The following is a 24,168-nucleotide window of genomic DNA, read 5'->3' as shown; positions in this document are numbered from 1 at the left end:
GCTGTACCGATTCGCTGTATGCGGTACGGCGTCCGCCCCACACAGCGGGGACTCAGTAGTGACAGCCCACCGCAACCGTCTTTGTTTCACGTTACCAATGCTTGGTATGACGGTTTCCCGCGAGGTGGAGTTGGAAGGGCACATCATCGACTCCGGGACGATGGGGACCGCGTTCAGCATCGTCATGGACATGGGCGGCACCTTCACCGTCGAGGCGTTCGACATCGGCCGGCGCAAGGAGGAGGAGTCCTACGCCCGCCTGCTCGTGGAGGCCGACGACGAGGCGACGCTACAGTCCATCGTCCACGAACTCCACCAGCACGGCGCGAACCCGGCCGACCCGACCGACGCGACGCTGGAGCGGGCGCCGGCCGACAGAGTCGTCCCACAGGGCTTCTACTCCACGACGAACCACCCGACCTTCGTCCGGTACGACGGCGAGTGGCTCGAAGTCGAGCGGATGGAGATGGACTGTGCCATCGTGGTCTCCGAGGGGGAAAGCGGCCCCCGGGCCTACACCAAGGTCCTGAACGCCGTCGAGGCGGGCGACCGAATCGTCACGGGCGACACCGGCATCAGGGTCGAACCGCCCGAGCGGCCCCGGGACACCGGTGGGGCTTTCGGCTTCATGCAGGGCGGCGTCTCCGCCGAACGCCCCTCGGAGTCGACCATCCGGCAGATAGCTACCGCGATGCGGGAGACGAAGGCCGAGGGCGGCGATATCCTGGCGGTCTGCGGGCCGGCGCTCATCCACTCGGGGGCTCGGGAGGCGCTCGCCCGACTCGTCCGCGAGGGGTACGTCGACATGCTCTCGGCCGGCAACGGCTTCGCCGTCCACGATATCGAGCGGGACCTCTACGGCACGTCGCTGGGCGTCGACACCGAGACGCTGGACCACGCCCGCCACGGCCACAAACACCACATCTACGCCATCAGCGAGGTCATCCGCGAGGGCGGCATCGGGCCGGCCGTCGAGTCCGGCACCATCGACTCCGGTGTGATGTACGAGTGCGTGGTCAACGACCGACCCTACGTGCTCGCGGGTTCGATACGCGACGACGGCCCGCTGCCCGACACCATCACCGACGCCGTCGAGGCCCAGGAGGCCATCCGCGAGCAGGCCCACGAAGCCGACATGGTGCTGATGCTGTCGACGCTTCTGCACTCCGTGGCCGTCGGCAACTGCCTCCCCTCGACGACGCCGGTCGTCTGCGTGGATATCAGCCCCGCCACCGTCACCCAACTGCTCGACCGCGGGAGCGCACAGGCCGTGGGGATGGTCACCGACATCGGGACGTTCGTCCCGCTGCTGGCGGAGGAGTTGGTCGGTGAGTAGGGCCCACGAGCGGCGGCCAGTCCCGATGGTACGTACCGCACAACAACGTCGGGTCCACGGCGCGTGGAACTCGCATCACACACTCTTTTCAATCGGTTGACTAGTTGGCGTATGGTCACACAGTCCGGCGCCGTCGAGCTCGGGAAGCGCATCGCCTCGGACGTCTCGGAGAAAAACGTCTCGTTCATGGCGGCGGCGCTCGCCTACCACGCGTTCATCTCGCTTGCACCCATGCTCCTCCTGGTGTTTCTGGTCCTGACGACGGTCGGGACCGGGCTGGAAGAACGGATTGCGGCAATCGCCGGGACGTGGTTGCCCGGTCCGATCGCCGATGTCGTGACCCAGCTGTTGCGGGGCAACGCGGACGGGACCGGCGCGTCGATTATCGGGCTCGTCGTCCTCCTGTGGGGGACGCTGAAGATATTCCGCGGGCTGGACACGGCCTTCTCGGAAATCTACGAGACCGTCGATACGAACACGCTGGTGGACAAGTTCCGCGACGGGCTCGTCGTCTTCTTCGCGCTCGTCCTCGCGCTCGTCGCGATGGTCGCCTCCAGCGTCGTGCTGGGCGGGCTGGTCGAACAGGTTCCCTACAGCCAGGTGTTGACGCCGGTGGCGCTGATAGCGGGGCTCGTCGTCGCGTTCTATCCGATATACTACGTGTTCCCGGACGTGGACGTGGGTGTCCGGGACGTACTCCCCGGCGTCGTCGTTGCCGCCGTCGGCTGGGGGGCCCTGCAGGGGCTGTTCCAGCTCTACCTCTCCGTCGCGGACCCGAGCTCGGGGAGCTTCTTCGGCGGCGTCATCGTGGTCGTCACCTACCTCTACTTCTCGGCGCTCGTCCTGCTACTGGGCGCGGTGGTCAACGCCGTGGTCGGGGGCCACTCCCTGGGCGGGCCCGGTGGCGTCGGTCGAACGGAGGCCCACTTCGAGACGGAGCGAACGGAGTCGTTCGACCGAGCGGCGCTCGTGGCGTATCTCGCCGACCTCCGGACCGAGCTACTGGCCGACCGAGGCTCCCCCCGGCGCACGGAGCTCGTGGGACGCCGGCCGAAGCCGACCGGGCCCGTCGAGTTGCTCGAACAGTCGTCGACCGAGGGCGACGAGAACCAGTGGCTGGTGACGCTGCGCTGGCAGTTCTCCGACGACGAACTGGTCGCGTACATGGCCGCCCGTGCGGGGGAAGAAGCGGGCGACCCCGCAACCGCCCCCACGGGCGAGACCGCCGACGATTAGACCCCTTCGAGGTCCGACCGGTACTCGTTGATGGCGTCGTCGGCCTCGTCGATAGTTTCGGCCACGTCGCCGCCGTCACCGCTCTGGAGGTCGTTCAGCGCGGACTGGATGCGGGCCAGTCGGCCGTGGTCCGGGCCGCGGTCGGCGGTCGAGAGCCCTTCGAGCTGGCTGGCCAGTTCGCCGAGGCGCTCGCCCGCATCGTCGTTTCCGGTGTTTGCAGCTGCCGATTCGAGCCGGTCGCTGGCTGTTGCGAGTTCCTTACGTGCCATATTCGACCGTTCCCGAAGGAGGAATAAAACAGTTCCTCTGGTGGAGGTTCCTGCAGCTATCTGTGATGGGGCGGCCGGTCGCCCACACTGAAGGCGCTCCGTGCCGAGATGCCGGCATGGCAGCCAGCAACTTCCTGTTCGTCTCGGCCGACGCGGCGCTCATCACCGACCTCGCGTGGCAGGTCTACCGCGAGGGCCACGACGTGCGCTACTACATCGAGGCCGAGAGCGACCGGGACATCGGCGACGGCTTCGTCCCGAAGACGGACGACTGGCGCGAGGACGTCGAGTGGGCCGATGTCGTCGTCTTCGACGACATCTGGGTCGGGTCCGACATCGGTACCGGGGCGCTCGCCGAGGAGCTCCGTGCGGACGGGAAAGCCGTCGTCGGCGGGACTCCCGCCACGGACCGGCTGGAGGAGGACCGCGGCTACGCGATGGAGGTCCTGGAGGACCACGGCGTCGCCACCGTCGACCACCACGAGTTCCACGACTTCGACGCTGGCATCGAGTTCGTCCGCGAGAACCCGGCGGCGTACGTCATCAAACCGCTCGGCGAGGTCCAGAACGTAAAGCGGCTCCTGTACGTCGGCAACGAGGACGACGGGAGCGACGTCGTGGACGTACTGCAAGCCTACCGGAAGGCCTGGGGTCACCGGATGAAGGGTTTCCAGCTCCAGCGGAAGGTCGATGGCGTCGAAGTCGCAATCTGCGGGTTCTTTAACGGCGAATGGTTCGTTGAGCCGGTCAACATCAACTTCGAGCACAAGAAGCTGTTCCCGGGGAACGTCGGTCCCTCGACCGGGGAGATGGGCACCTCGATGTTCTGGACCGGCCGCACCGAACTGTTCGAGGCGACGCTGGGCAAACTCGAAGGGTGGCTCTCCGCGGAGGGGTACGTCGGCAGCATCGACCTCAACTGTATCGTCAGCGATAGCGGCATCGCTCCCCTGGAGTTTACGCCCCGCTTTGGCTACCCGACTATCGCGCTCCAGGAGGAGGGGTTCGAGTCCCCGACCGGCCGGTTCTTCGACGACCTCGCACACGGGCGGGACCCCGACCTGCAGGTCCACCGCGGGTTCCAGGTCGGGGTCCGGGTCGTCCTCCCGCCGTTCCCGTTCGACGACGAGCGGACGTACGACGAGAACTCGCGCAACGCCGCCGTCGTGTTCCAGACGCCCGACCGCGACGGAATTCATCTGGAGGACGCAAAGCGTGTATTCAGCGGCGATACGCCGAGCGAGGCCGGCCGGGCGGCGGACGGCCAGTGGCGGGTCGCCGGGGAGAGCGGGATGCCCATCGTGGTGACCGGGAAAGGGGAGACGATGGCGGCGGCCCGGCGGCAGTGTTACGACCGCATCGACGACATCGTCATCCCCAATTCCTACTACCGGGACGACATCGGCGAGCGGTGGATAGAGGGCGACGGCGACCGACTGCAGGCCTGGGGTTATCTGGAGGGTCCCCGGTGAGGGCGGCCCGCGCGTCCGCCTGTCGCTCGGGCGGTCACCCCCGCCGCTGACGTTCGGCGCATGCCAACCGGCCCCCTATGTCGGTAGCGGCCGTACTGTAGTTTGACTGATGGACGCGACCCAGCACCAACACGATCTGTACGTCTCTCGCACCGAACACGACGACGGGTGGACGGTCGCAGCGGATCTGCACCCGCTCGCCGACGACGAGGTGACAGTCGAGTGTATCGGTGAGACGGCTGTCGTCGCCGTCGACACCCCCATGCTCCGGACCGAAATCGACGTCGAGCTGCCCGACGACAGCGGGACGGCGTCGCTACGGAACGGCGTCCTCGTCGTGGAAAGCGACGACTGAGAGCCGTTCGGGGAGACGGTCGACGCGTAGCGGCACCTGCTGACTTCACAAGAGATTTTACCCGCTTGGCGGTAGTGAAGGGCAATGACAACCCCGCCGGAGAAGCTGCCGACGCTCAGTGGCTCCGTCCCGCCGGTACGCGAGTGGGCGCGGACGTTCGCTATCGGTCTCTGCATGGGCAGTGCCGACGCCGTGCCGGGCGTCTCCGGCGGCACGATCGCGCTCATCGCCGGCATCTACGGTCGGCTCATCGCGATGATAAACGCCATCACGCCCGACCGCATCCTGACGCTGTTGACGGCGCTGACGCCGCTCGACGGCGGTTTCGACTTCCGCGAGGCGCTGTCCGTCTTCGACGAGATAGACGGTTGGTTCGGCCTGGCGCTCGTCGCCGGGGTGGGCCTGGCGGTCGTGTTGATAACCCGCGCGGTCAGTATCCTGGCCGACGAGACGCCGGCGCTCCTATTCGGGTTCTTCTTCGGCCTCATCGCCGTCTCGGCGGTCATCCTGCTTCGCGAACTGTCCTTCGACTCCTGGTTTCAGATAGCGTCTGGTGTCGTCGGGTTTCTCATCGCGTTCCTGCTGGCGGGCGAGTTCCGGTTTCTGGAGACCGGCAACCTGCTCGTCGTCTTCCTGGCCGGTGCTGTCGCGGTCAGCGCGATGATACTGCCGGGCATCTCGGGGTCGCTCCTCCTGATTATCCTCGGGCAGTACGAGCGGATGTCAGACACGCTCAGTCGGTTCATTGACGGAGTGCTGTCGCCCGTGACCGGCGGGTCGGCCGCGACGCTCACCGCCGACGCGACGGTCGTCGTCACGTTCATCGCGGGCGGGCTCGTCGGGCTGTTCACCGTCTCCCGGGTCGTCCGTCGCGCGCTGGACCGGAACCGGCCGGCGACGATGGCGTTCCTGGTCGCCCTGGTCGTGGGGGCGTTGCGGGCACCGGTCGTGGAGACCCAGAGCAAGGTCGGCCTCTCGACGGACGTGCTGGTCGCCTTCGCCGGCGCGGCCGTCGTCGGGAGCGTCTTCCTGCTCGCGCTCGACTGGTTCGCTGTCGACCTCGACCTGGACTCGGTGTGAGGGCAGCGCCGGCCGCCACACAAAGCACTTCGTAGCCGCTGCCGATAGCCCGGTATGGACCGAGGCACTCGGCTCTTGGCCGCCACTGCGCTGGCACTCCTCGTCGTCGGTGGCGGCGCCTACGTCGCCTTCGCCGGCGGGGACGAGCCCAGTAGCGCCGGCTCCCTCACCGTCGCCCCGGTCGACGGGACCCCGACAGCGAGCGAAACGGTCGCGTTCGAAGCGCTCTCGTCGGACCAGCGGGAGCTCTTCGAGCGAGCGAGAAACGGCTCCAGTGCTGTCGACATTCCGTCGAACGTCTCCTACGAGGTGTTCGTCGACCACCGATACGTGCGCTATCAGAACCGAACGTACGAGGTCGCCGTGGCCGTTCCCTGACCCCTCGGAGCAGTGCGGTTAGAACCCGAACGCGCGGCGGTACTGTGCCGGTCCCTCTATCTCCTCGGTCGCGCCCAGCGCCTCTGCCGCGTGGAGCGCGAAGTAGGGGTCCCGCAGGTGTTCCCGGCCGACGATGGCCAGGTCCGCCCGCTCGTTGGCGATGACGGCCTCGGCCTGCTCGGGCGTCGTGATGCCGCCCACTGCGCCGACGCCGACGTCCGATTCGGTCTCGGAGCCGATGCGTTCGGCGTAGGGGAGCTGATAGTTCGGACCCGCGTTCTCCGGCCGGGAGTCGGGGTGGATGCCGCCGCCGCTGACGTCGATGAGGTCGGCGCCCACCTCGGCCAGGTCGTCGGCGAGGCGAACGGAGTCGTCGACGGTCCACGCGTCACGCTCGGGGAGCCAGTCGGTCGCCGAGATGCGGACGAACACCGGCTTGTCGTCGGGCCAGACCTCCCGCACCGCGGCGGTGACTTCCCGGACGATGCGGCTCCTGTTCTCGAAGCTCCCGCCGTACTCGTCCTCGCGGTGGTTGGTCACCGGCGAGAGGAACTCGTGGAGCAGGTAGCCGTGTGCGGCGTGGACCTCCGCGACCTCGAAGCCGGCGTCGTCGGCGCGCTGGGCCGCCTCGCGGAACGACTGGACGACGTCCTTGATGCCGTCTTGGCTGAGCTTCTGTGTCGGCGGGGCCTCGCCCTCGTCGTAGGGCCAGGGCTCGCCGCTCGGGCCGACGACCTCCCAGCCGCCGTCGTCGATGCCCAGCGGCTCGTGGCCCTCCCACGGCTGACTCGTCGCGGCCTTGCGGCCGGCGTGGGCCAGTTGGATGCCGGGGACGCTGCCCTGCTCGCGGATGAACTCGGTAATCGGTTCGAGCGCCGTCGCCTGGGCGTCGTCCCAGATACCCAGGTCCTGCGGGGAGATGCGACCCCGCCCCTCGACGGCGGTGGCCTCCGTCATCACCAGTCCGGCGCCACCGACGGCGCGGGAGGTGAGGTGGGTGCGGTGCCAGTCGGTGGCGATGCCGTCGCGTGCCTCACAGGAGTACTGGCACATCGGCGAGACCATCACTCGATTCGGTATCGTCGTTTCGCGCAACTCTAGCGGCGAAAACAGACCTGACATCGAGGGCAGTTAGTGACGGACAGGGATAACCGCAGGGGTCCCGGAACCGGGAATTATCGCCGGACGGCGCGGCCAAGCCGCGTCTCCGAGAGGTCGAAATCGAACCTGTCGGTCTTCAGCAGCCCGGCCCCCAACAGCGCGGCCAGCGCGACCGGCATCCAGTTGGCGTAGAAGAGGTTGATACCGCCCCACAGCAGGACGAAGCTCACCAGGTCGTCGAGCATGAACTCGCAGTCGCTGAGCCGGCGGCGCAGGCCGGCGCGGTCGAAGCCGAAGTCGAACAGCAGGACGGCGACCGACCCCGACAGCAGCCAACCGAGGTAGTTCGACCACGGGACGCCGTAGAACGCCTGACTCTCGTAGGTCCAGAAGCCGATGGCGACGGCGCCGGGGTCTAACACCAGGTCGACGAGGACGACCGTCGCCAGCGTCGCCGGCAGCCGGAGCCACGGGGACTCGCTCCGCTCGCCGCCCAGCAACAGGACGAGCAGGTAGGCGTTCAGGACCAGGGGAAAGAAGAAGACGGGCAAGCCCAGGGGCACCTCGCCGAACAGCATCGGGCCGAGGTCCACCCCGTAGGCGAAGTCGCCGTAGGGCCAGCCCGTGCGGACGCCGACGAGTTCGATACCGTAGGAGTAGGCGGTCAGCGCGGCGAGCGCGGCAGTCGCCTTGCGGTCCAGCAACGGCGCGACGCCGGCGACGAGCGGCAGCCGCATCACCAGGGTCCCGAAGAGGACGAAAAGCGGGTTGAACGCGAGCGGCGGCGGCAACAGCTCCTCGGCGCTGGCGAGCAGCGTCACCGCGCCGACGAGGGGAAAGACGACGGCGATGGTAAAGCGGTGCTCGCGGACGGCGGCGTCGAGTCGGGCGGTCGCCGCCTGGCGGTCCCGCGGCAGTGTCCACCGGCCGCTCGCGTCAGCCATACAGCATCACCCACAGCCCAACGAGGGTAAAGACTGTGCCGACGAGCGTGTTGATGGCCGGATACCACCAGTAGGCCTGGTCGATGTCGACGCCGACGGCGAGGATGCCGAAGACGAGCCCGGGATAGACGAGCAGCAGGGCCCCGAACACCCAGTGGGTGAACGTGAAGACGAACGCGGCCGTGAGCCAGCACATCACGCAGTAGTAGTAGGTGTTCGACTCGCCCAGGTAGGTCGCCGTCGTCTCGATGCCGGCCTCGCGGTCGGGCTCGATGTCCGGAATCGCGGAGAAGGTGTGCATCCCCATCGTCCAGAGCCACGCCCCCGCGACGGCGCTCGCGGGCGGGGCCACCCCCTCGATGGCGGCGTAGGCGACGACGCCCGGCAGGATGTAGAGCCCGTTCGACAGCGAGTCCAGGAACGGCGTCGTCTTGAACCGCAGGGGCGGGGCGGAGTACTCGATAGAGAGGGCGGCCCACCCGAACAGCGCGAGGAGGCCCAGCGGCGGGAGCCACGGGAGAAAGCCCGCGGCCAGCAACCCCGACGCGACGATAGCCGCGACGACGACGCGGTCCCCGCGGTAGCTGACCTCGCGGCCCTCGTCTTTCTTGGGGTTGTGCTCGTCGATATCCCGGTCGAAGATGTCGTTGACGCCGTAGAGGAAGACGTTGGCCGGGACTGTGAAGTACAGAAAGAGCGCGACGGCGAGCGGCGAGAACAGCTCGCCGGGGCCGTCGGCGGCGTACGTGGCGGCGACGACGACCGGACCGCCCTGATAGAGCCAGAACCGGGGTCGCGAGAGCCAGAACAGGTAGCCGGGGCGGCTCTCCTCGCCCGGGAGCACACTGGTGAGGCGGTCCGTCACGGCGCTCATTGCTGGTCGTCGATGAGGCGCTTTGCGGTGTGTTCGCCGCTGATGAGACACATCGGGACGCCGACGCCGGGCGTCGTGAACGAACCCGTGAAGTAGAGCCCGTCGACGGCCGAAGACTTGTTGTTCGGGCGCAAGAGCGCGGTCTGTCGCAGCGTGTGAGCGAGGCCCAGCGCCGTCCCCTCGGTGGCGTTGTACCGCTCGCCGAAGTCGGAGACGGCGAACTGCTTCTCGTAGACGATGCGGTCGCGCAGGTCGACGCCCGTGTGCTCGGCGATGTCGGCCAGAATCTTCTCGCGGTACTCCTCGCGGACGGCGTCGCCGTCGTGCAGGCCCGGCGCGATGGGGACCAGCACGAACAAGTTCGAGTGGCCCTCGGGCGCGACCGAGGGGTCGGTCTCGCTGGGGGTACAGATGTAGTACGCCGGCTCGTCCGGCCAGTCGGGCTCCTCGAAGATGTCGTCGAAGTGGGGCTCCCAGTCGGTCGGGAGCACGAGCGTGTGGTGGGCGAGCGGGTCAACGTCGCCCTCGACGCCCATGTACAGCAGGAAGGCGGAGGGCGCGTAGGTCTTCTCCTCCCAGTAGTCGTCGTCGTACTGCCGCTCGTGTTCGGGGAGGAGCTCCCGCTCGGCGTGGCCGTAGTCCGCGTTGACGACGACCTCGTCGGGGTTGTACGTGTCGCCGTTGACAGTCTCGACGAGGAACCCGGACTTCCGCCGCGATATCTCCGTGACTTCGCTGTCGGTGTCGTAGGTCACGCCCATGCTCTCGCCCAGTTCCACGAGCCCGTCGACGACCGCGCCCAGCCCCCCGTCGGGGTAGTAGACGCCGAGGTTGAAATCGACGTGGCTCATCATGTTGTACAGCGCCGGCGTGTTCTTGGGCGACCCGCCGAGGAACACCAGCGTGTACTGCATTATCTGCTGGAGCTTGGGGTGGTCGAAGTAGTCCGAGACGTGGCCCTGCATCGAGCCCAGCAGCTGCAGGCCGATGGGCGCGGCCGTCATCACGTCCAGGTCCACCCAGTCCCGGAGCCGCGAGCGGTCCTCGTAGACGAACTTGTCCATCGCCGTCTCGTAGTGGCGCTCGCTTGTCTCTAGGTACTCCTCGAAGGCCTCGCCGGCGCCGGGCTCGTAGGACTCGAACAGCTCGCGCATCTCGTCGTTGTTCCCGGTCACGTCCAGACTGTCACCGTCCTTGAAGAAGATGCGGTAGTGGGGGTCAAGCCGTTCGAGGTCGTAGAAGTCCGACGGCTCCTTCCCGAAGTACGCGAAGAAGCGCTCGAAGACGTCGGGCATCAGATACCAGGAGGGCCCCATGTCGAAGGTGAACTCCCCCGCTTCCAGCCGGGAGGCGCGCCCCCCGACCTGTTCGTTCTTCTCGACGACTCGCACGTCCGCCCCTGCGTCGGCCAGATAGCAGGCCGCCGAGAGGCCGCCGAAACCGCCGCCCACCACGACAACCTCGTCTCCGGACAGGTCGCTCATTGCTGTGCTCTCGGACCCGGAGCGACAATAAAGCCGCGCCAAACAGGTTGGTGTCCGGCACCGAGACGGACACACGGCGACGCCTGACGGTGCCCCTCCAGCGACCTGCTTTGGTGGGTCGATTCAGAATCGACGGTTTCCCGGGGACGGTTCGTACCCGGGAGACTGACCCACAGCTGACCGCTCCGCCACCACGCTGTCGGGCTTGCAGCGACTTTCACGGGCCACTACAGCGAACGGCGACCCTTTGGAGCGATGGACTTATTAGTAACAACTGGGTTGTATAGGCTAATGCCTATTAACAACACTTCAGTTTTTAATAACCCGGGCCGCTCGTCCCTTGTCGGTCTGGCGAGCGTCGTCGGACTGCTCGTGCTGTCGGGCTTTGCCGTCACCGGCGGCGCCCGGAAAGTACTCGTCATCTCGTGGGTCGCGTTCGCCGCGATGGGGCTTGGCGCGTGGCTCGGCGCGCGAGCGACGTCGACGAGCCCACACCGGCTGGTGTGGGGCTACGGGCTCGCAAGCGGTGCGATGGTCACCTCGGCCGCGATGTTCCTCGTCCCGCAGGCGATGGGGCTGGGAACCGCCGCGGGCACACCCCGTATCGGCGGTATCGGCATCGCCGCCGGCATCGTCGCCGGCTACGGCACCCACACTATCGGCCACCGGCTGACCCACGTCGACACCGGGTTCGACACGACGACGGCGGCCATCACCGCCCACGCGCTGTCGGCCGGACTCATCATCGGCCTCGTCTACGCCTCGATGCCGACGCTGGGGCTCCTGCTTGGCCTGGCCATCGTCTCCCACAAGGGCCCGGCCGGCTACGCCGCGGCCCGCCGGCTCGGCCGGGACGGCAAACCGGCGACCGCACTCCTGCTCCCGTCGGCCGGCGTCGGACTGACGGCCATCCCGTCGGCGCTGCTCCCGGTCCCCCCGTCACCCGCGGTCAACGCCGTCGTCTTCGGCTTCGCCGCCGGTATCTTCCTCCACATCGCGCTGGACTTCCTCCCCAACTGCGAGGCCGGCAGCGAGATAGACGAGGTCTGCTCCCTGCACGAACACTCCCACGACCTGCTGGACGAGCTCCGTACCCACGCCGTCGGCTCGACGGTCGTCGGAGCCGCCCTCGTCGTGGCCGCGTGGCTCGTCGTCTCGGCGTGACCGGACTGACGAGCGCGGGCGAGGCCGCCTGAACCCTATCGGCCGCGACCGTTGGCCGCGGCTTCGCCGGCGCTGTCCGCGCCGCCCGGCGTGAGACCGCGTATCGTCTCGCCGATGCCGTCCATCGCACCGCCGGCCGTCGAACCTATTTCGCCGAGGATGTCCCCGACGAATCCCGGGACCTGCGACGGGAGGCCCGACGGCGGTCCGACCAACGCGACTGCCTGTGCTGTCTCGTGTACGACCGTCACCACGGCGAACGGGTCTGTTTCGAACATTGCGGTTCACCGTCGTCGTTGTACCGGTAAAGTCCGGGGAGATGTTCGGGCCGGTTTGGTCCCGAATGTTTCCGAGTTCACTCGGTTTTAGGCCCGTCGTACTGGGTTTATCGCCGCCCTGCCGAGGTTTTCCGCTCGACGCCCCACGGACCGTTTGCCCGCGTTGCGCGCGCTGGCCCGTCGCCGCGAAGGCGTGGGCTCAGGAGTCAGCCGGGCGTATCACGTGGCTCGGGTCGTCCCGTTGACCGGGCACGTCGAGGCTGTACCGCGTCGAGACCCCGTCCTCGGGCGGGACGGCGTCAACAGTGTGTGTCACGTCGGCCCCGGCGTCCAACTCCCCGGCGAGGCGGGTCACGGGCACGTACGCGACCCTCGGCCCCTGCCGGTTCAGCGCGAGGACGTACCGGCCGGCGCCGGTCCCCTCGTTCGCCACGCTGACGGTGATCTGTGGGTCCGACCCGTCGGCGACCGTCTCGGGGCCGTCTATCGACACGGAGAATGGCGGCAAGGGGTCTTCGAGCCGTTTGACCAGGGCCGCCGGCGGCGCTACCGACCCGTTCCCCCAGGCGAGTTCGGCGTCGGTCCCGTCGCCGGTCTCGGGCAGCCCGAACACGAGCGGGCCGCCGTCCTCGCCGTACGTCTCCCTGCCGAAATCGCCGCGGTACAGCGGCCGTCCGGGGTCTTCGGGGGTGTAGCTCGCCCCGCTGAACCGGAACTCCACCGCCGAGCGGTCCGGCGCGTCGCCCTCCAGGTAGAGGACGAGGTACTGGCCGGCGTCGTCGGTAACGCCGATGGAGTCGTCGCCGGCCGTGACCACCCCGGGCTGGACCGCCGCCGCCGTCGCGACGACGTGCTCGGTCCGCGACTCGGCCCGGGTGGGAACCGGGGCCGGCGTGACGGTCGCCTCCGCGGGGTCGTCGCTGGTGCCGGTACAGCCGCTCCCGGCGGCCAGTGAGCCGACGAGCGCGAGGAGGGTACGACGGCGCATGGCCGTCGCTACCGTCGAGACGTGTAAATGCTTTCAGGTGGCCGCAACTCGCGTTGGAGTGTCAGTTGTACTCCCGCCAGCGATAGCCACACTCCTTGCACTTGAAGAACCGCGTCGGCGGTTCGTCGGCCGCCCCGGTCTGTTTGATGGTGTACCAGGCCTCCGTGTGGCCGCAGTCGTCACAGACCACGTCGTCGGCGGTCGGTTTGCCCTCGAAGTTGTCGCCCTCCTCGGTCTCGATGAGCTCGTCGCCGGACTGTTGCTCCGTGCTCACGAAGTCCCCGCCGCTGTCCTGGTCCGCCGTGTGGTCACAGCTCGTACACTGCATCACGCCGCCTTGCTTTTTCATCATCGACCCGCACTCGTCACAGAACTGCATATCTGGTACTCGTCGGCCCCCGCAAAAGTGCCTTACCCCTCGTCTTCGAGTTCGCGCTGCTCGGCCACGACGGGGCAGTTCAGCAGGCGGACCGTCTCCATGTCCAGGTACTCGATAATCTCGGCCTCCTCGTGGGTGCAGTGGGCGTTGGGCGGGCTGGCGAAGTGTTCACACTGCTCGCAGAAGCGGTGTTTCGACACCTCGACGTACCGGCTGCCCTCGACCGACGGCGTCGACGGCTCCTCGTCCAGGGACGCCCAGACCTCGTCGGCGTCGACGCTCTCGACGTCGACCGACTCGAAGACGCTCTCCCCGTCGTCGAAGGGGTCGCCCTCGCGGCCCGCCATCCCCCCGAAGGGGTCGTCCCCGCCGAGCGGGTCGGCGTCGCTTCCGGCCTCCCGGTCGCCGGTGGCTTCGTCCGTGGGTGACTGACCCGGCCCGGTCTGGAAGGGGTCGTCCTGGTCGATGAACTCCTCCTCGAAGGCCGGTTCGTCGGTGTCGTCCGTCGGCGGCGTCGCCTCGGTACCGTCGTCGGCCCCGCCATCGCCGTCGGACGCGGCGTCGCTCCCCTCGGTCGGTTCGACGCCCCCGAGGCGCTCGAAGGGGTCGCCCTCGCGCTCGTCGGCGTCCTCGAACGCCTCGAAGGGGTCGTCCTCGTCGCCGCTCATCGGTCGGGGCCCGCCTCTAGCTGTGCGGCGGTGACGAGCGACGCCTTCTTTCGGATGATACCGCCCTCGGGCTGTACGTCGGAGACCGTCGTGTCACAGTGGGGACACTGTGGGTCGGTCAGCAACCCGATTTCGACGGTCTCCCCGCAGCTCTGACAGGAGGCAGAGCTGATACCCTCCTGCGCGGCGGCGCGTTTGATGCGGTCGACGGCCTTCTGATGGGCGTCGCGACCGCCCTGGTCGTCCCGGAGGTCGTTGACGACCCAGGCGACCCGCTTTAGCTTCTCCTCGGTGTCGTCGAGGCGCCCGTCGATATCCTCGAAGCGCGCCTCCAGCTCGTCGACGCGGTCGGCCTGGCCCGCCAGCCCGTCCTCGACCTCGTCTCTGACCTCGACGAGCTCGCGGTTCAGTTCGGCGACGCTCTCGTCCAGTTCCGCGACCCTCTCGAAGGCCTCGTGGTCGGCGGGCGCCTTGCCGTCCAGTTCCCGCTTGAGCTGGACGACGCGCTCGCGCACGTCGGTTATCTTCTCGCCGAAATCGTCTTCGACGTCGTCCAGCCGCCCCTCGACGCGCGATTCGACGGCGTCGGTGATATCGGGCAGCCGGTCGCGCACCGTCGAGTCGACGCGCTCGTCGACGGCCGCCGCGACGGTCGCGTCGAGCTCGTCCTGCATCGCGTCCTCGACGCGGCGTTCGACGTCGAGCGCGTCCGCCAGGTCGCCGCCGTCGCGCTCCGTCGTGCTCCGGTAGGTCGCCAGCAGCCGTGTCACGAGCTCCTCGCGGGGCTCGCCCAGCTCCCGAGCGCGCTCGTCCAGCCACTCGTCGAGCTCCGGCGGCAGCTCGACGGCGACCACCCCCTCGTCGGTCGACTCACTGGCCATTATGTACCTTTCATGTAACGGGATAGTTAAGCGTTTGCTGCCTATTTCAGGAGACGAAACTCGTGGCTAGCGTATCTTCCGGACGTCGCTGATGTCGAAGCCGGCGTCGCCGAGTTCGGTCTCGAACTGGACGATGTTCTCGTCCTCTATCTGCGAGAGGACGCCGCGGAACTGCTTGACGACGAGCGTCCGCGCGCGGGTCGACCCGCCCGACTCCCAGGAGAACTCCATGGTGCCGTGGGCGGCCTCGCTCAGCTGGCCCTCCCGGGTGTTGCTCACCGTCTCGTGGTTGAGATGCATGAGGATGAGCCCGCCCCACTGGTGGGCCGCCTTCTGGATGCCCGAGACGAGGAAGGTGATATCGGCCCAGTCGATGTCCTCGCCCATCGCCGCCACGAGGTCCGACAGGGAGTCGATGACGACGAGGTTGTTCGGGGCGATGTTGCTGAGTCGGGTCCCCAGCGCGCCAAGCAGGTCCTCGCGTTCGTGGCGCGCCCGGAGATCCTTGATGTTGGGCGTCTCGGCGGCGTACCACTCCCGGGGCACCGGGCTCATGTGGAAGTACCGCTCGGACATGTCGTGAAACTCCACGCCGGCCAGCCCGGCGTCTAACACCTCGTCGTCCATCGCCAGCCGCATCTCGTCGGCGAGTTGCCCCTCGCTCGCGGTCAGAGAGAGATAGTGGACTGCCTCGGGGAGTACCGCCTTCTCGGCGGGGTCGCCGTAGTAGAGGTCGAACAGTTCGGGGTCCTCCTCGGCCATCCCGTTGATTATCGCGCTGGTGTGCATGAACTCCCGCGAGCCGGCGCCGGCCTGCCCCGAGAGCAACACGACGCTGCCCGTCGGCGCGCCCCCGTTGATGATGGAGTCGAGCTGCTTGACACCGAAGGGGATGCGGTCCATACACGCCAACGCTTCCCCGAGCGCTTAAACGCTTGGCCCCGACGCCCGCCGATACTCGGGGCCGGTCGGGCCTGTCACTCGTCGAGCGACGCCCCGGTGTTACGCGGGGCGGCCACGCGAACGTCGCCGCTGACGCCGGCTGCCTCCAGGGCCCGGGACCCCGCCTCTCTCGCCGCGTCCGCCCCGTCGACGTCGGTCAACCCCCACACTGTCGGCCCCCACGAGGACTGGCCGGCACCGGTGACGGTGGGCGCGTCGGAGAGGGCTTCGACGAGGGTGCCCGCCGGGGGTCGGTAGACGCCGCCCTGCTCGTCGGCGTACCACGCACCGTTGAGCCGGCCGAGCCGGGCCGCCGTGGCGCCGAACTCGCGGCGGTCCCGCCCGGCGATGGCGGGCAGCAGCCGCCGGGTGAGCAGCGTCGATATCTGGTCGGCGATGCCGGGGTCGGCGCGCTCTATGGCCGTCCGCATACTGCGGTCCTCGTCGCTGCCGCTTTGCCCCGGGTCGCTGTCGGGGACGACGAGGAGGAACCGCCAGTCCGCCGGGACGTGATGGTTCGCCACGACCGGCGGGACGTCCCAGTCACCCTCCGGCGGGGGGTTGTGGGTGAACCGCTCCGTCGGGTGGCCGCCGTCGACGACGAAGCCGCCGCCCTCGAAGGTGCCGACGCCGACGCCGCTGCGCCCGCCCCGACCCAGCCGCGGTGCCACGGTCCGGGCGTCGGCGGTCAGGTCGTACGCGCGGGCGACGGCCACGAGCGTCGCGAGCGCCAGCTGGGTCCCGCTCCCGAGGCCGACGTGTCGCGGGAACCGCTCGCGGACGCGCAGTTCGGCGCCCGGCACGTCCAGTGTGTCGAGGACGCGCCGGGCGTACGGTTCGACCGCGCCGTCGTCACAGTCCAGCCCGTCGGCCGGCTCTGCCTCGACCACTAACCGTGGTTCGTCGAGTGCGAGGCCGACACCGCCGTACAGGCGCTCGTGGGCCAGCGAGAGGTTCTGAAAGCCGAAGTGGAGCCTCGCCGCCGTCGTGACCGTTGGCATTGCTCGCCCTACGCCACAGGGGGGAAAGAACCTGCTGGCAGCGGCGTGATTCACCAGCAGTCGGGCTGGGCGGACTCGGTTGCTCCGCCGCGGAAACTGGGGAACAAACATAAAATATGTGGTATATCCTCGGAGAGAAGCGACGACTCCCGATAGCATCACTCCGCTCGTATCCCGAAATGCCCCTCCGCTTACCGGCAGGACATGACTGTCTCGAAACATTTTAAACGAATGCCAGTAAATGGCAGTGTGTGAGTGACCACCAGGCGCGTGGAGAGTCTTCCGGCGGTCCGCCACCGCGGCTCGCGGACGACGAGTTCTACCGTGCGCTCTCTTCCCGAAGGCGGCGGCGTGTTCTCGCGGTTCTGCTCGATAGAGGGGAGTGTTCCCGTGACGAGCTCGCGACCATGCTGGCCGGATGGGAGAGCACCCGGACCGGCGGCATGGCCACACGGGACGACCGCGAGCGGATTCTGCTCGATCTCCATCACACACATCTCCCGACCCTCGTCGACAGCGACCTCGTGGCGTACGACCGGGACCGCGGCACTGTCACCCTCGATACACTCGAGACCGAGACCCGTGCGTTGATTCACCGGAGCGTCGAGGCCGAGAAGTAGGGAGCTACATGTTCGACTCAGTTCTGGACGAGTTCGGGAACGCGGAGACGGCGGTCACCGTCTACGCCGACGGGGAGCCGTCACTCGCGTCCTGGTTCGAGACCCACAACGTCCCGGTCGAGTCCCGCTCTCTCGCCCCGAGCGGTCCGGAGCCGTTTCTGGCCATCGAGAAGCGCGGCGAGTTCGCCGGCGCGCTCCCCCTCGAAGACGTGGACGACCTGCTGACGCCGCCCCTGTCCCGTCCGGAGGATACGGACGCGGTCTCGGAGGGGTATCGAGCGCTGTTCGATGCCCTCGATAGGACGGTGTATCAGGCCCTGGACTGCCGACAGCTCCTGACCGTCAGCCGGGAGATAGAGGACCGCGTCTACCGCACCGGGACCGGGGAGCTCCACGTGTGTTTCCAGCGGTTCTCGGCGTTCGAAGCCCAGCTGCCCCGCTACCGACGCCTCGCCGGTGACACGGCGGTAGACATCCACGTTTACGGCGTCCCCGACTGGACGCCGCCGGAGATTCCCGGTATCACGTACCACGAGGCAGCCGGCGAACTCGAACGCTACTGGCTGCTCGCCTACGACGGCGGTGACCATCCCTGTGGCCTCTTCGGCCACGAAAGCGACGACGGCTACACGGGGTACTGGGCCGACGACAGGGAGTTCGTCGACGCGATACTCGACGAACTCCCAACCGATGCAGACGGGTAGCGCAGGCCGCGGGCGGAGCGACCGACAGAGGCCAGTCACGGCGTTTAAGACGCCCCGTAGCTTTCTACCAGTATGAGCAAGCAGGCCGAGCGCGAGGAGTCGGGCAAGGACCCGAACCTGCGAAGCAGCGAAGTCACCGAAGGGACCGACCAGGCCCCGTCCCGGGCGATGTTCCGGGCGATGGGGTACGACGACGAGGACCTCCAGTCGCCGATGGTCGGCGTCGCCAACCCCGCCGCGGACATCACCCCGTGTAACGTCCACTTGGACGACGTTGCCGAGTCGGCCTACGAGGGCATCGACGCGGCCGGCGGGATGCCCATCGAGTTCGGCACTATCACCATCTCCGACGCCGTCTCGATGGGGACCGAGGGGATGAAGGCGTCGCTCATCTCCCGGGAGGTCATCGCCGACTCCGTCGAACTGGTCTCCTTCGGCGAACGGATGGACGGGCTGGTCACCATCGGCGGCTGTGACAAGAACATGCCCGGGATGATGATGGCCTCGATACGGACCGACCTCCCCAGCGTCTTCGTCTACGGCGGGTCTATCATGCCGGGCGAGCACGGCGGCCGCGAGATAACGATTCAGAACGTCTTCGAGGGCGTGGGCGCCGTCGCCGACGGCGAGATGACCGAGGGGGAACTCGACGAGATGGAACGCCACGCCTGCCCGGGGGCCGGCTCCTGTGGCGGGATGTTCACCGCGAACACGATGGCCGCCATCTCCGAGACCATCGGGCTCGCGCCGCTGGGCTCCTCCGGTGCGCCCGCCGAACACGAGGACCGCTACGATATCGCCGAGGAGGCCGGCGAGGTCGCCCTCGACGCCATCGAGAACGACCGCAAGCCGTCGGACATCCTCACGCGGGAGTCCTTCGAGAACGCCATCGCGCTCCAGGTCGCCACCGGGGGCTCGACCAACGCCGTCCTCCACCTGCTGGCGATGGCCGCCGAGGCCGACGTCGACCTCGACATCGAGACGTTCAACGAGATAAGCAAGCGCACGCCAAAAATCGCGAACCTCCAGCCGGGCGGGGAGCGCGTGATGAACGACCTCTTCGAGGTCGGCGGCATCCCGGTCGTCCTCAAGGCGCTGCTCGATGCCGACCTGCTCCACGGCGACGCGATGACCGTCACCGGCGAGACCCTCGCGGAGGGGCTCGAACGCATCGACCCGCCGGCCATCGAGGAACTCGACGCGGACTTCCTCTACACCGTCGAGGAACCGAAAAACGAGCAGGGGGCCATCCGAATTCTCACCGGCAACCTCGCGCCCGACGGCGCGGTCATCAAGATCACCGGCGAGGACCACCTCCGCCACGAGGGGCCCGTCCGCATCTTCGACGACGAGGAGGGCGCAATGGAGTACGTCCAGGAGGGCAACGTCGAGTCCGGCGACGTCATCGGTATCCGGAACGAAGGCCCCCAGGGCGGCCCTGGAATGCGCGAGATGCTCGGCGTCACGTCGGCCGTCGCCGGCCAGGGCCACGCCGAGGACGTCGCGCTCTTCACCGACGGCCGGTTCTCCGGCGCCACGCGGGGCTTTTCCATCGGCCACGTCGCGCCGGAGGCCTTCGCCGGCGGCCCCATCGCCGCGCTGGAGGACGGCGACACCATCACCATCGACATCGACGAACTGGAGCTCTCCGTCGACCTCACCGACGAGGAGATCGCCGAGCGCTTGGAGGACTACGACCCCGAACCGCAGTACGACACCGGCATCCTCGCGAAGTACCACCGCGACTTCGGCTCCGCGTCCAACGGCGCGGTCACCAACCCCGGCGCGAAGTGGGACTGACGCCGGTCCTGCGGTCGCCATGCGGGGCGGATTCGGCGACGAACACCGGGTCGGGGCCGCAAGATAGGAGTAGTCAGCGACGGAACGTGGCACAGTGACCGAGACGTACGTCTGCTCGCACTGCGAGGCCACCGTCACGCGCCCGTTCGAGATTCGGTCCGTCATCCGGACCTGTGACGAGTGCGACGAGAACGGCCGCTTTCTCCACGAGTCGCTCGTCGAGTCGCTGCGTTCGCTGCCCGCCGACGAACTGCCCGACGGCTGGGAGGCGATGCCCCTGGACGAGCGGTTCAAACTGGCCCTCAAACAGGGACTCATCCAGTTGACGCGGAAGTAAGTCAGTCGGCGCGCATCGACTGGGCCTCGGTGACGTCCTGTTCGAGGCGCTCGGCGTACGCGAGCCGCCGCTCCCGCGCCCGGGCCTCTGTCATCATCCCCCGGTCGCCCTGCTGGCGGGAGATGGGGTCGTAGGCGCCGACGTCGAACCCCATGCGTTCGAGGTAGGCACACAGCGACTCGTCGGCGATACCGTCGCGGATGGCGGCGTTGACGTACTCCAGGACGTGGTTGAACTCCGGCAGGACGACCTGGCTGTCGGTGACGCGCCCGGTCTCGCCCTCGATGCGGACCTCGGCGTCCCGGAGGTGTTCGACCGTCCTGGCCACGGTGTCGGCGAGGTCGACGACGCTGCTGGGCAGGGCCGTGTCCGGCGAGCGCCACTCGACGGTCCCGAACTCGGCCCGGAGCTGAACGGGCGTCCAGACCGCGCTCTCGGGATCGAACGAGGCCGCGAACGCCCGCCGGTCGACGCCCGCCTCCAGCGCCGCGCGTTCGAACTCCTCGTACCGGCGCTGGAGGCGCCGTTCCCAGTCCGCCCGGGACTCGATGTACCGCCAGAGCCGCCCCTGGTGTGACAGCCCGTCGTAGGCCATCCACCGGTAGAGCTTCGACCGAACGCCGTCGGCCAGCGGCTGTCCGCGGAACCGACGCGCGGAGTTGACGAGCGCCAGCGCGGGGTCCAGTGCGACCAGCGTGTTCAGCTGGTCGATAGCGCGCCCGGGAATCTGCTCGACGTGGATGTGCGTGCCCGCACAGTGGCGGACGTACTCGAAGTCCGAGCCGATTATCTCGTCCTGTATCCGGGTGCGGTCGCTTGGCAGGTCGGCTATCTCGTCGGCGTGTATCGGGGTCGCGAGCGGAACCAGCCCCATGTCGTGTTCGTCGGCGACCGAGAGCACCCGCTCGATGCGTTCGAACAGCTCGGCCCGGAGCCGCGGCGTCGACTCACACGGTGTCGTCTTTATCTCCAGTATCGGCTCGACGAACTCCCGTTCGACGCCCGGCGCGGCCGCCACGAGCGGGCCGGGCTCGACGAGCCGGCCTTCGTCGTCGACGACCCAGTATTCGACCTCGATGCTCCGACGTATCTGGGGTGAGTCGGGTTCTGACACGGTAGGTTGGATGCGTTCGGTCAGTCGCTTCGGTCCGTCAGTGGCCCCCGCCGGCGGCCGTCGTCGCGTACCGGCGCCACACAGCGGGAACACTCATCACAGCCAGATAATCGGGGGAAACATAAACGTTTGTACCAGAACAGTTCTAATATCCTTATATTGATTGTCTGTAAGGCGCATAATCCGGAGGAACTTCCAATACGAAACCTCGGGCGTGACGGCCAGTATTTTTATACTTGATACTGCGAGTGCATACGGTATGCTGAGGTCGTCGTTCACTGCCAGTCTGCCGGCGAGAGACACCGCGGGAGTTCCGGGAGACACCGTTACAGCAGTTGATACTCCTGGGGGAAGCTAGCGTGGGTAGCTTCTTCGGGTCGAAACCCTCGGAGGCACACGTCATCTGGCGCAGCGGTCGCGACGCCGACGGCCAGAAGCGCTTCGACTTCGAGTATCTGGAGCTGTGGGCCGCCCACTTCGGCATCGACTACGAGGAGTGGGAGCGCGTCGACCACGAGCGGGGGGAGCAAGCCCGAAAGCAACACGTCTGCGTGTTCGCCCGGGCGGAGACCGGCGGGACGGAGGTGTCGCTGGGCGGGGAGTCGTGGTCGATGGACGCGGCGACGAAGCCACGCACCTTCATCGAAATCGACGAAGCGGGAATGGTCCGGCTCCAGGGGTGGACGACGAAGACGACCCTCGACGTGGTCGAACTGGTCATCGACGGGACGACGCTGAAACTCCGCACGGCCGACGGCCAGCACAAGTCCCTGGATACGCGGCGTCTCGGCAGCCGTCCCGACAGGGAACCCGCGTAGAAACCGAAACCCGTTTTCGGCTCACCCGCCTGTGCCCGCTGTATGTACGTCGTCGTCAACGCCGCGATGAGCGCGGACGGGAAGCTCGCCTCGCGACAGCGCGAGCAACTCGACATCTCCGGTCCCGAGGACTTCGACCGGGTGGACCAGCTCCGGGCGGACAGCGACGCCGTCATGGTCGGCGTCGGGACCGTCCTCGCGGACGACCCCTCGCTGACGGTCAAGGACGCCGACCGACACGCCGCGCGGCGAAGCCGCGGCGAGCCCGAGAACCCGGCACGGGTCGTCGCCGACTCACGGATTCGCACGCCGCCCGAGGCCACCGTGCTGGACGGCGCCGCCGAGACGTACCTGCTCACCAGCGAGGCCGCGCCGACCGACTTCATCGAGCAGATGGAGGCGGCCGGCGCCTACGTGCTGGCCGCCGGCGAGGACCGCGTGGACCTCACGACGGCGTTGGCGAAGCTGGAGGGGGAGGGTATCGACCGGCTGATGGTCGAAGGCGGCGGGGAACTCATCTTCAGCCTCTTCGAGGCGGGGCTGGTCGACGAGCTACGCGTCTACGTCGGCGCGACGGTGCTGGGGGGTCGGGACGCCCCGACGCTGGCCGACGGCGACGGCTTCGTCGAGTCGTTCCCCGAGCTCGCCCTGGAGTCGGTCGAGCAGGTCGACGACGGCGTCCTGCTGACCTGGACAGTCGAAAACTAGTGGTCGTGGCCGGTCAGCTCGGCGAAGGAGGCGCCAAAGCGCTCCTCGAAGAGGTCGAGCGTGAGCTCTTCTAGGTCCTGAATCCCCTGGTCGGCCTCGCCCTGGCCGTGGTGGACGGCGCCGTGGATGCGCTGGGCCATTCCGAACATCGCGATGTCGCCGACGACGGCCGGGTCCGTCTCGTCGTTCTCGCGTAGCAGGTCCAGCAGCTCGCTGGGCACGGTCAGTTCGTCGGCGTCGTCCTCGCCTTCGATTGTCAGCGTGACAGTGTCGCTTGCCATGGGACACAGTTCAGCGACCGCACAGAAGGGTCTGTCGGGTTCGCGTCCGAGCGCCCGCTTACCGGTCCGTGGCGGTCACCACGATGCCTGTAAGGACGACGGCGCCGCCACCGACGGTGACGAGGGTCGGGGCCTCGGACAGCAGGAGAAAGGCGAGCAGTGTCGAACCCACCGGCTCCCCGAGCAGTGAGACGGAGACGACGCTGGACCGGAGGTGCGCCAGCGCCCAGTTGATGACCGTGTGACCGAACAGCCCGGGGCCCAGCGCGAGCCCGGCAAAGAGCGCCCACTCGCGGGTCGGATACCCTGTCAGCGGCGCCCCCTGCGCGACCACGATGCCCAGCAACACGACGCTACAGACGCTGTAGACGACGACAACGTAGGGAATCAGCGAGACGCGCTGGCGCAGCGACCGGCCGGCGAGGACGTAGCCGGCGGCCATCACCGCGCCCAGCAGCGCGAGCGCGTTGCCAAGCAGCGGGTCGCGCCCGACGAGGACGCCGGTGAGCAGGTCGCCGAGCGCCATCGTCACCATCCCGGCCACGGCGACGAGGATACCGGCGACCGTGCGCCGGGACAGGCGCTCGTCGAGCAGGAGCCAGGCGCCCAGCGCCACGAACAGGGGCTGGGACTGGACGAGGGTGACGCTCGCGGCCACGCTGGTCCAGGCCAGGCTCTCGAACCACGACGCGAAGTGCACCGCGAGCGCGACGCCCGACAGCGTCGCAAAGAGCAGGTCCCGGCGGCCAATACGGGCGAAGTCGCTCCGATAGCGCCACAGCGCCAGCGGCACGAGCGGGAGCGTGGTAAAGAGGACGCGGTAGAACGCGGCGACGGTCGCCGGCGCGTCGCTGAGCCGGACGAGAATCGCCCCCGTGCTGATGGCGACGATGGCGACCGCCAGGCCAACCTCGGGCGGCGTTCCGTCGTCGAGTGCGGCCAGGGGCCCGCTCATC

General features: G+C 68.2%; 28 protein-coding genes. 13 read left to right on the top strand and 15 right to left on the bottom strand.

Annotated elements, in window-relative coordinates:
• Nucleotides 1-106: 106 nt before the first annotated feature.
• A complete protein-coding gene (locus tag NJQ98_RS10170; RefSeq protein ID WP_262178235.1) occupies nt 107-1,336 on the top strand; it encodes an ornithine cyclodeaminase, nickel-pincer nucleotide-dependent in 1,230 nt (409 codons plus the stop codon).
• Between the two features lie 111 nt (nt 1,337-1,447).
• Nucleotides 1,448-2,572, top strand: coding sequence for a YihY/virulence factor BrkB family protein (locus tag NJQ98_RS10165; protein WP_262178233.1), 1,125 nt, complete (start codon nt 1,448-1,450; stop codon nt 2,570-2,572).
• Here the strand turns inward: NJQ98_RS10165 and NJQ98_RS10160 are convergent.
• A complete protein-coding gene (locus NJQ98_RS10160; protein ID WP_262178231.1) occupies nt 2,569-2,841 on the bottom strand; it encodes a DUF7553 family protein in 273 nt (90 codons plus the stop codon). The two genes, NJQ98_RS10165 and NJQ98_RS10160, sit on opposite strands and share 4 nt — an antisense overlap.
• Nucleotides 2,842-2,957: 116 nt before the next feature.
• On the opposite strand from NJQ98_RS10160, the gene NJQ98_RS10155 reads away from it, so the two are divergent.
• The 4 genes from NJQ98_RS10155 (at nt 2,958) to NJQ98_RS10140 (ending at nt 6,126) form a co-directional block, all read left to right on the top strand.
• A complete protein-coding gene (locus NJQ98_RS10155; protein WP_262178229.1) occupies nt 2,958-4,313 on the top strand; it encodes a phosphoribosylamine--glycine ligase in 1,356 nt (451 codons plus the stop codon).
• A gap of 109 nt (nt 4,314-4,422) precedes the next feature.
• A complete protein-coding gene (locus tag NJQ98_RS10150) occupies nt 4,423-4,668 on the top strand; it encodes a DUF7127 family protein (RefSeq protein WP_262178227.1) in 246 nt (81 codons plus the stop codon).
• Between the two features lie 84 nt (nt 4,669-4,752).
• Nucleotides 4,753-5,748: a DUF368 domain-containing protein gene (locus tag NJQ98_RS10145; protein WP_262178225.1), complete on the top strand. Its 996-nt coding sequence runs from the start codon at nt 4,753-4,755 to the stop codon at nt 5,746-5,748.
• Nucleotides 5,749-5,802: 54 nt separating this feature from the next.
• Complete coding sequence (locus NJQ98_RS10140; RefSeq protein ID WP_262178223.1) at nt 5,803-6,126, top strand: DUF7979 domain-containing protein; 324 nt, start codon at nt 5,803-5,805, stop codon at nt 6,124-6,126.
• Between the two features lie 18 nt (nt 6,127-6,144).
• Here the strand turns inward: NJQ98_RS10140 and NJQ98_RS10135 are convergent, their stop codons facing one another.
• The 4 genes from NJQ98_RS10135 to crtD are packed head-to-tail and all read right to left on the bottom strand — an operon-like array spanning nt 6,145 to nt 10,529.
• On the bottom strand, nt 6,145-7,248 hold the full coding sequence (locus tag NJQ98_RS10135; protein ID WP_262178221.1) for an NADH:flavin oxidoreductase/NADH oxidase: 1,104 nt from the start codon (nt 7,246-7,248) through the stop codon (nt 6,145-6,147).
• Between the two features lie 53 nt (nt 7,249-7,301).
• Nucleotides 7,302-8,171, bottom strand: a complete 870-nt coding sequence (gene cruF / locus NJQ98_RS10130) for a bisanhydrobacterioruberin hydratase (RefSeq protein ID WP_262178219.1) — start codon at nt 8,169-8,171, stop codon at nt 7,302-7,304.
• Entirely contained in the window at nt 8,164-9,045 is an 882-nt protein-coding gene (locus NJQ98_RS10125) for a prenyltransferase (RefSeq protein WP_262178217.1), read from the bottom strand. Before NJQ98_RS10125 ends, cruF begins: the two co-directional genes overlap by 8 nt.
• The gene (gene crtD, locus NJQ98_RS10120; RefSeq protein WP_262178215.1) at nt 9,042-10,529 is read right to left on the bottom strand and encodes a carotenoid 3,4-desaturase; all 1,488 of its coding nucleotides are present in this window, start codon (nt 10,527-10,529) and stop codon (nt 9,042-9,044) included. The genes NJQ98_RS10125 and crtD overlap by 4 nt, the downstream gene beginning before the upstream one ends.
• A gap of 291 nt (nt 10,530-10,820) precedes the next feature.
• Here crtD and NJQ98_RS10115 point away from each other — a divergent pair, with 291 nt between their 5' ends.
• Entirely contained in the window at nt 10,821-11,693 is an 873-nt protein-coding gene (locus NJQ98_RS10115) for a ZIP family metal transporter (RefSeq protein ID WP_262178213.1), read from the top strand.
• A 35-nt stretch (nt 11,694-11,728) separates the two neighbouring features.
• Here the strand turns inward: NJQ98_RS10115 and NJQ98_RS10110 are convergent, their stop codons facing one another.
• The 7 genes from NJQ98_RS10110 to NJQ98_RS10080 all read right to left on the bottom strand — a co-directional run bounded on the left by NJQ98_RS10110 (nt 11,729) and on the right by NJQ98_RS10080 (nt 16,830).
• Complete coding sequence (locus NJQ98_RS10110; RefSeq protein ID WP_262178211.1) at nt 11,729-11,971, bottom strand: hypothetical protein; 243 nt, start codon at nt 11,969-11,971, stop codon at nt 11,729-11,731.
• 199 nt (nt 11,972-12,170) lie between these two features.
• Entirely contained in the window at nt 12,171-12,959 is a 789-nt protein-coding gene (locus tag NJQ98_RS10105; RefSeq protein ID WP_262178209.1) for a hypothetical protein, read from the bottom strand.
• A gap of 61 nt (nt 12,960-13,020) precedes the next feature.
• Nucleotides 13,021-13,338, bottom strand: coding sequence for a transcription factor S (locus tag NJQ98_RS10100; protein WP_262178207.1), 318 nt, complete (start codon nt 13,336-13,338; stop codon nt 13,021-13,023).
• A 32-nt stretch (nt 13,339-13,370) separates the two neighbouring features.
• Nucleotides 13,371-14,006: a DUF8135 domain-containing protein gene (locus NJQ98_RS10095; RefSeq protein ID WP_262178205.1), complete on the bottom strand. Its 636-nt coding sequence runs from the start codon at nt 14,004-14,006 to the stop codon at nt 13,371-13,373.
• Nucleotides 14,003-14,887 carry a hypothetical protein gene (locus NJQ98_RS10090; protein ID WP_262178202.1) on the bottom strand — a complete coding sequence of 295 codons (885 nt, stop codon included), beginning with the start codon at nt 14,885-14,887 and terminating at the stop codon, nt 14,003-14,005. Before NJQ98_RS10090 ends, NJQ98_RS10095 begins: the two co-directional genes overlap by 4 nt.
• A 66-nt stretch (nt 14,888-14,953) precedes the next feature.
• A complete protein-coding gene (locus tag NJQ98_RS10085; protein WP_262178200.1) occupies nt 14,954-15,790 on the bottom strand; it encodes an RAD55 family ATPase in 837 nt (278 codons plus the stop codon).
• A 74-nt stretch (nt 15,791-15,864) separates the two neighbouring features.
• On the bottom strand, nt 15,865-16,830 hold the full coding sequence (locus NJQ98_RS10080) for a beta-ribofuranosylaminobenzene 5'-phosphate synthase family protein (RefSeq protein ID WP_262178197.1): 966 nt from the start codon (nt 16,828-16,830) through the stop codon (nt 15,865-15,867).
• A 251-nt stretch (nt 16,831-17,081) separates the two neighbouring features.
• Between NJQ98_RS10080 and NJQ98_RS10075 the strand changes: the two genes are divergently transcribed.
• The 4 genes from NJQ98_RS10075 (at nt 17,082) to NJQ98_RS10060 (ending at nt 20,291) form a co-directional block, all read left to right on the top strand.
• A complete protein-coding gene (locus NJQ98_RS10075) occupies nt 17,082-17,450 on the top strand; it encodes a DUF7344 domain-containing protein (RefSeq protein ID WP_262178195.1) in 369 nt (122 codons plus the stop codon).
• An 8-nt stretch (nt 17,451-17,458) separates the two neighbouring features.
• Nucleotides 17,459-18,154 carry a DICT sensory domain-containing protein gene (locus NJQ98_RS10070; protein ID WP_262178193.1) on the top strand — a complete coding sequence of 232 codons (696 nt, stop codon included), beginning with the start codon at nt 17,459-17,461 and terminating at the stop codon, nt 18,152-18,154.
• A 72-nt stretch (nt 18,155-18,226) separates the two neighbouring features.
• Complete coding sequence (gene ilvD, locus NJQ98_RS10065; protein ID WP_262178191.1) at nt 18,227-19,954, top strand: dihydroxy-acid dehydratase; 1,728 nt, start codon at nt 18,227-18,229, stop codon at nt 19,952-19,954.
• 94 nt (nt 19,955-20,048) lie between these two features.
• Nucleotides 20,049-20,291 carry a hypothetical protein gene (locus tag NJQ98_RS10060; protein WP_262178189.1) on the top strand — a complete coding sequence of 81 codons (243 nt, stop codon included), beginning with the start codon at nt 20,049-20,051 and terminating at the stop codon, nt 20,289-20,291.
• A 1-nt stretch (nt 20,292) separates the two neighbouring features.
• On the opposite strand, the gene NJQ98_RS10055 is transcribed toward NJQ98_RS10060, so the two are convergent.
• The gene (locus tag NJQ98_RS10055) at nt 20,293-21,405 is read right to left on the bottom strand and encodes a glutamate-cysteine ligase family protein (RefSeq protein WP_262178187.1); all 1,113 of its coding nucleotides are present in this window, start codon (nt 21,403-21,405) and stop codon (nt 20,293-20,295) included.
• A gap of 359 nt (nt 21,406-21,764) precedes the next feature.
• On the opposite strand from NJQ98_RS10055, the gene NJQ98_RS10050 reads away from it, so the two are divergent.
• Nucleotides 21,765-22,223: a hypothetical protein gene (locus tag NJQ98_RS10050; RefSeq protein ID WP_262178185.1), complete on the top strand. Its 459-nt coding sequence runs from the start codon at nt 21,765-21,767 to the stop codon at nt 22,221-22,223.
• Between the two features lie 42 nt (nt 22,224-22,265).
• A complete protein-coding gene (locus NJQ98_RS10045; RefSeq protein WP_262178183.1) occupies nt 22,266-22,931 on the top strand; it encodes a 2,5-diamino-6-(ribosylamino)-4(3H)-pyrimidinone 5'-phosphate reductase in 666 nt (221 codons plus the stop codon).
• On the opposite strand, the gene NJQ98_RS10040 is transcribed toward NJQ98_RS10045, so the two are convergent.
• The gene (locus tag NJQ98_RS10040; protein WP_262178181.1) at nt 22,928-23,212 is read right to left on the bottom strand and encodes a DUF7545 family protein; all 285 of its coding nucleotides are present in this window, start codon (nt 23,210-23,212) and stop codon (nt 22,928-22,930) included. The genes NJQ98_RS10045 and NJQ98_RS10040 overlap by 4 nt on opposite strands.
• 58 nt (nt 23,213-23,270) lie before the next feature.
• The gene (locus NJQ98_RS10035; protein WP_262178179.1) at nt 23,271-24,167 is read right to left on the bottom strand and encodes a DMT family transporter; all 897 of its coding nucleotides are present in this window, start codon (nt 24,165-24,167) and stop codon (nt 23,271-23,273) included.
• Nucleotide 24,168: the final 1 nt, after the last annotated feature.

Origin of the sequence: Haloarcula laminariae (assembly GCF_025457605.1) — an archaeon.
Lineage (GTDB): Archaea > Halobacteriota > Halobacteria > Halobacteriales > Haloarculaceae > Haloarcula > Haloarcula laminariae.
Note: the sequence above shows the minus strand (reverse complement) of the source record. Positions and strands in the feature narration are given on the sequence as shown.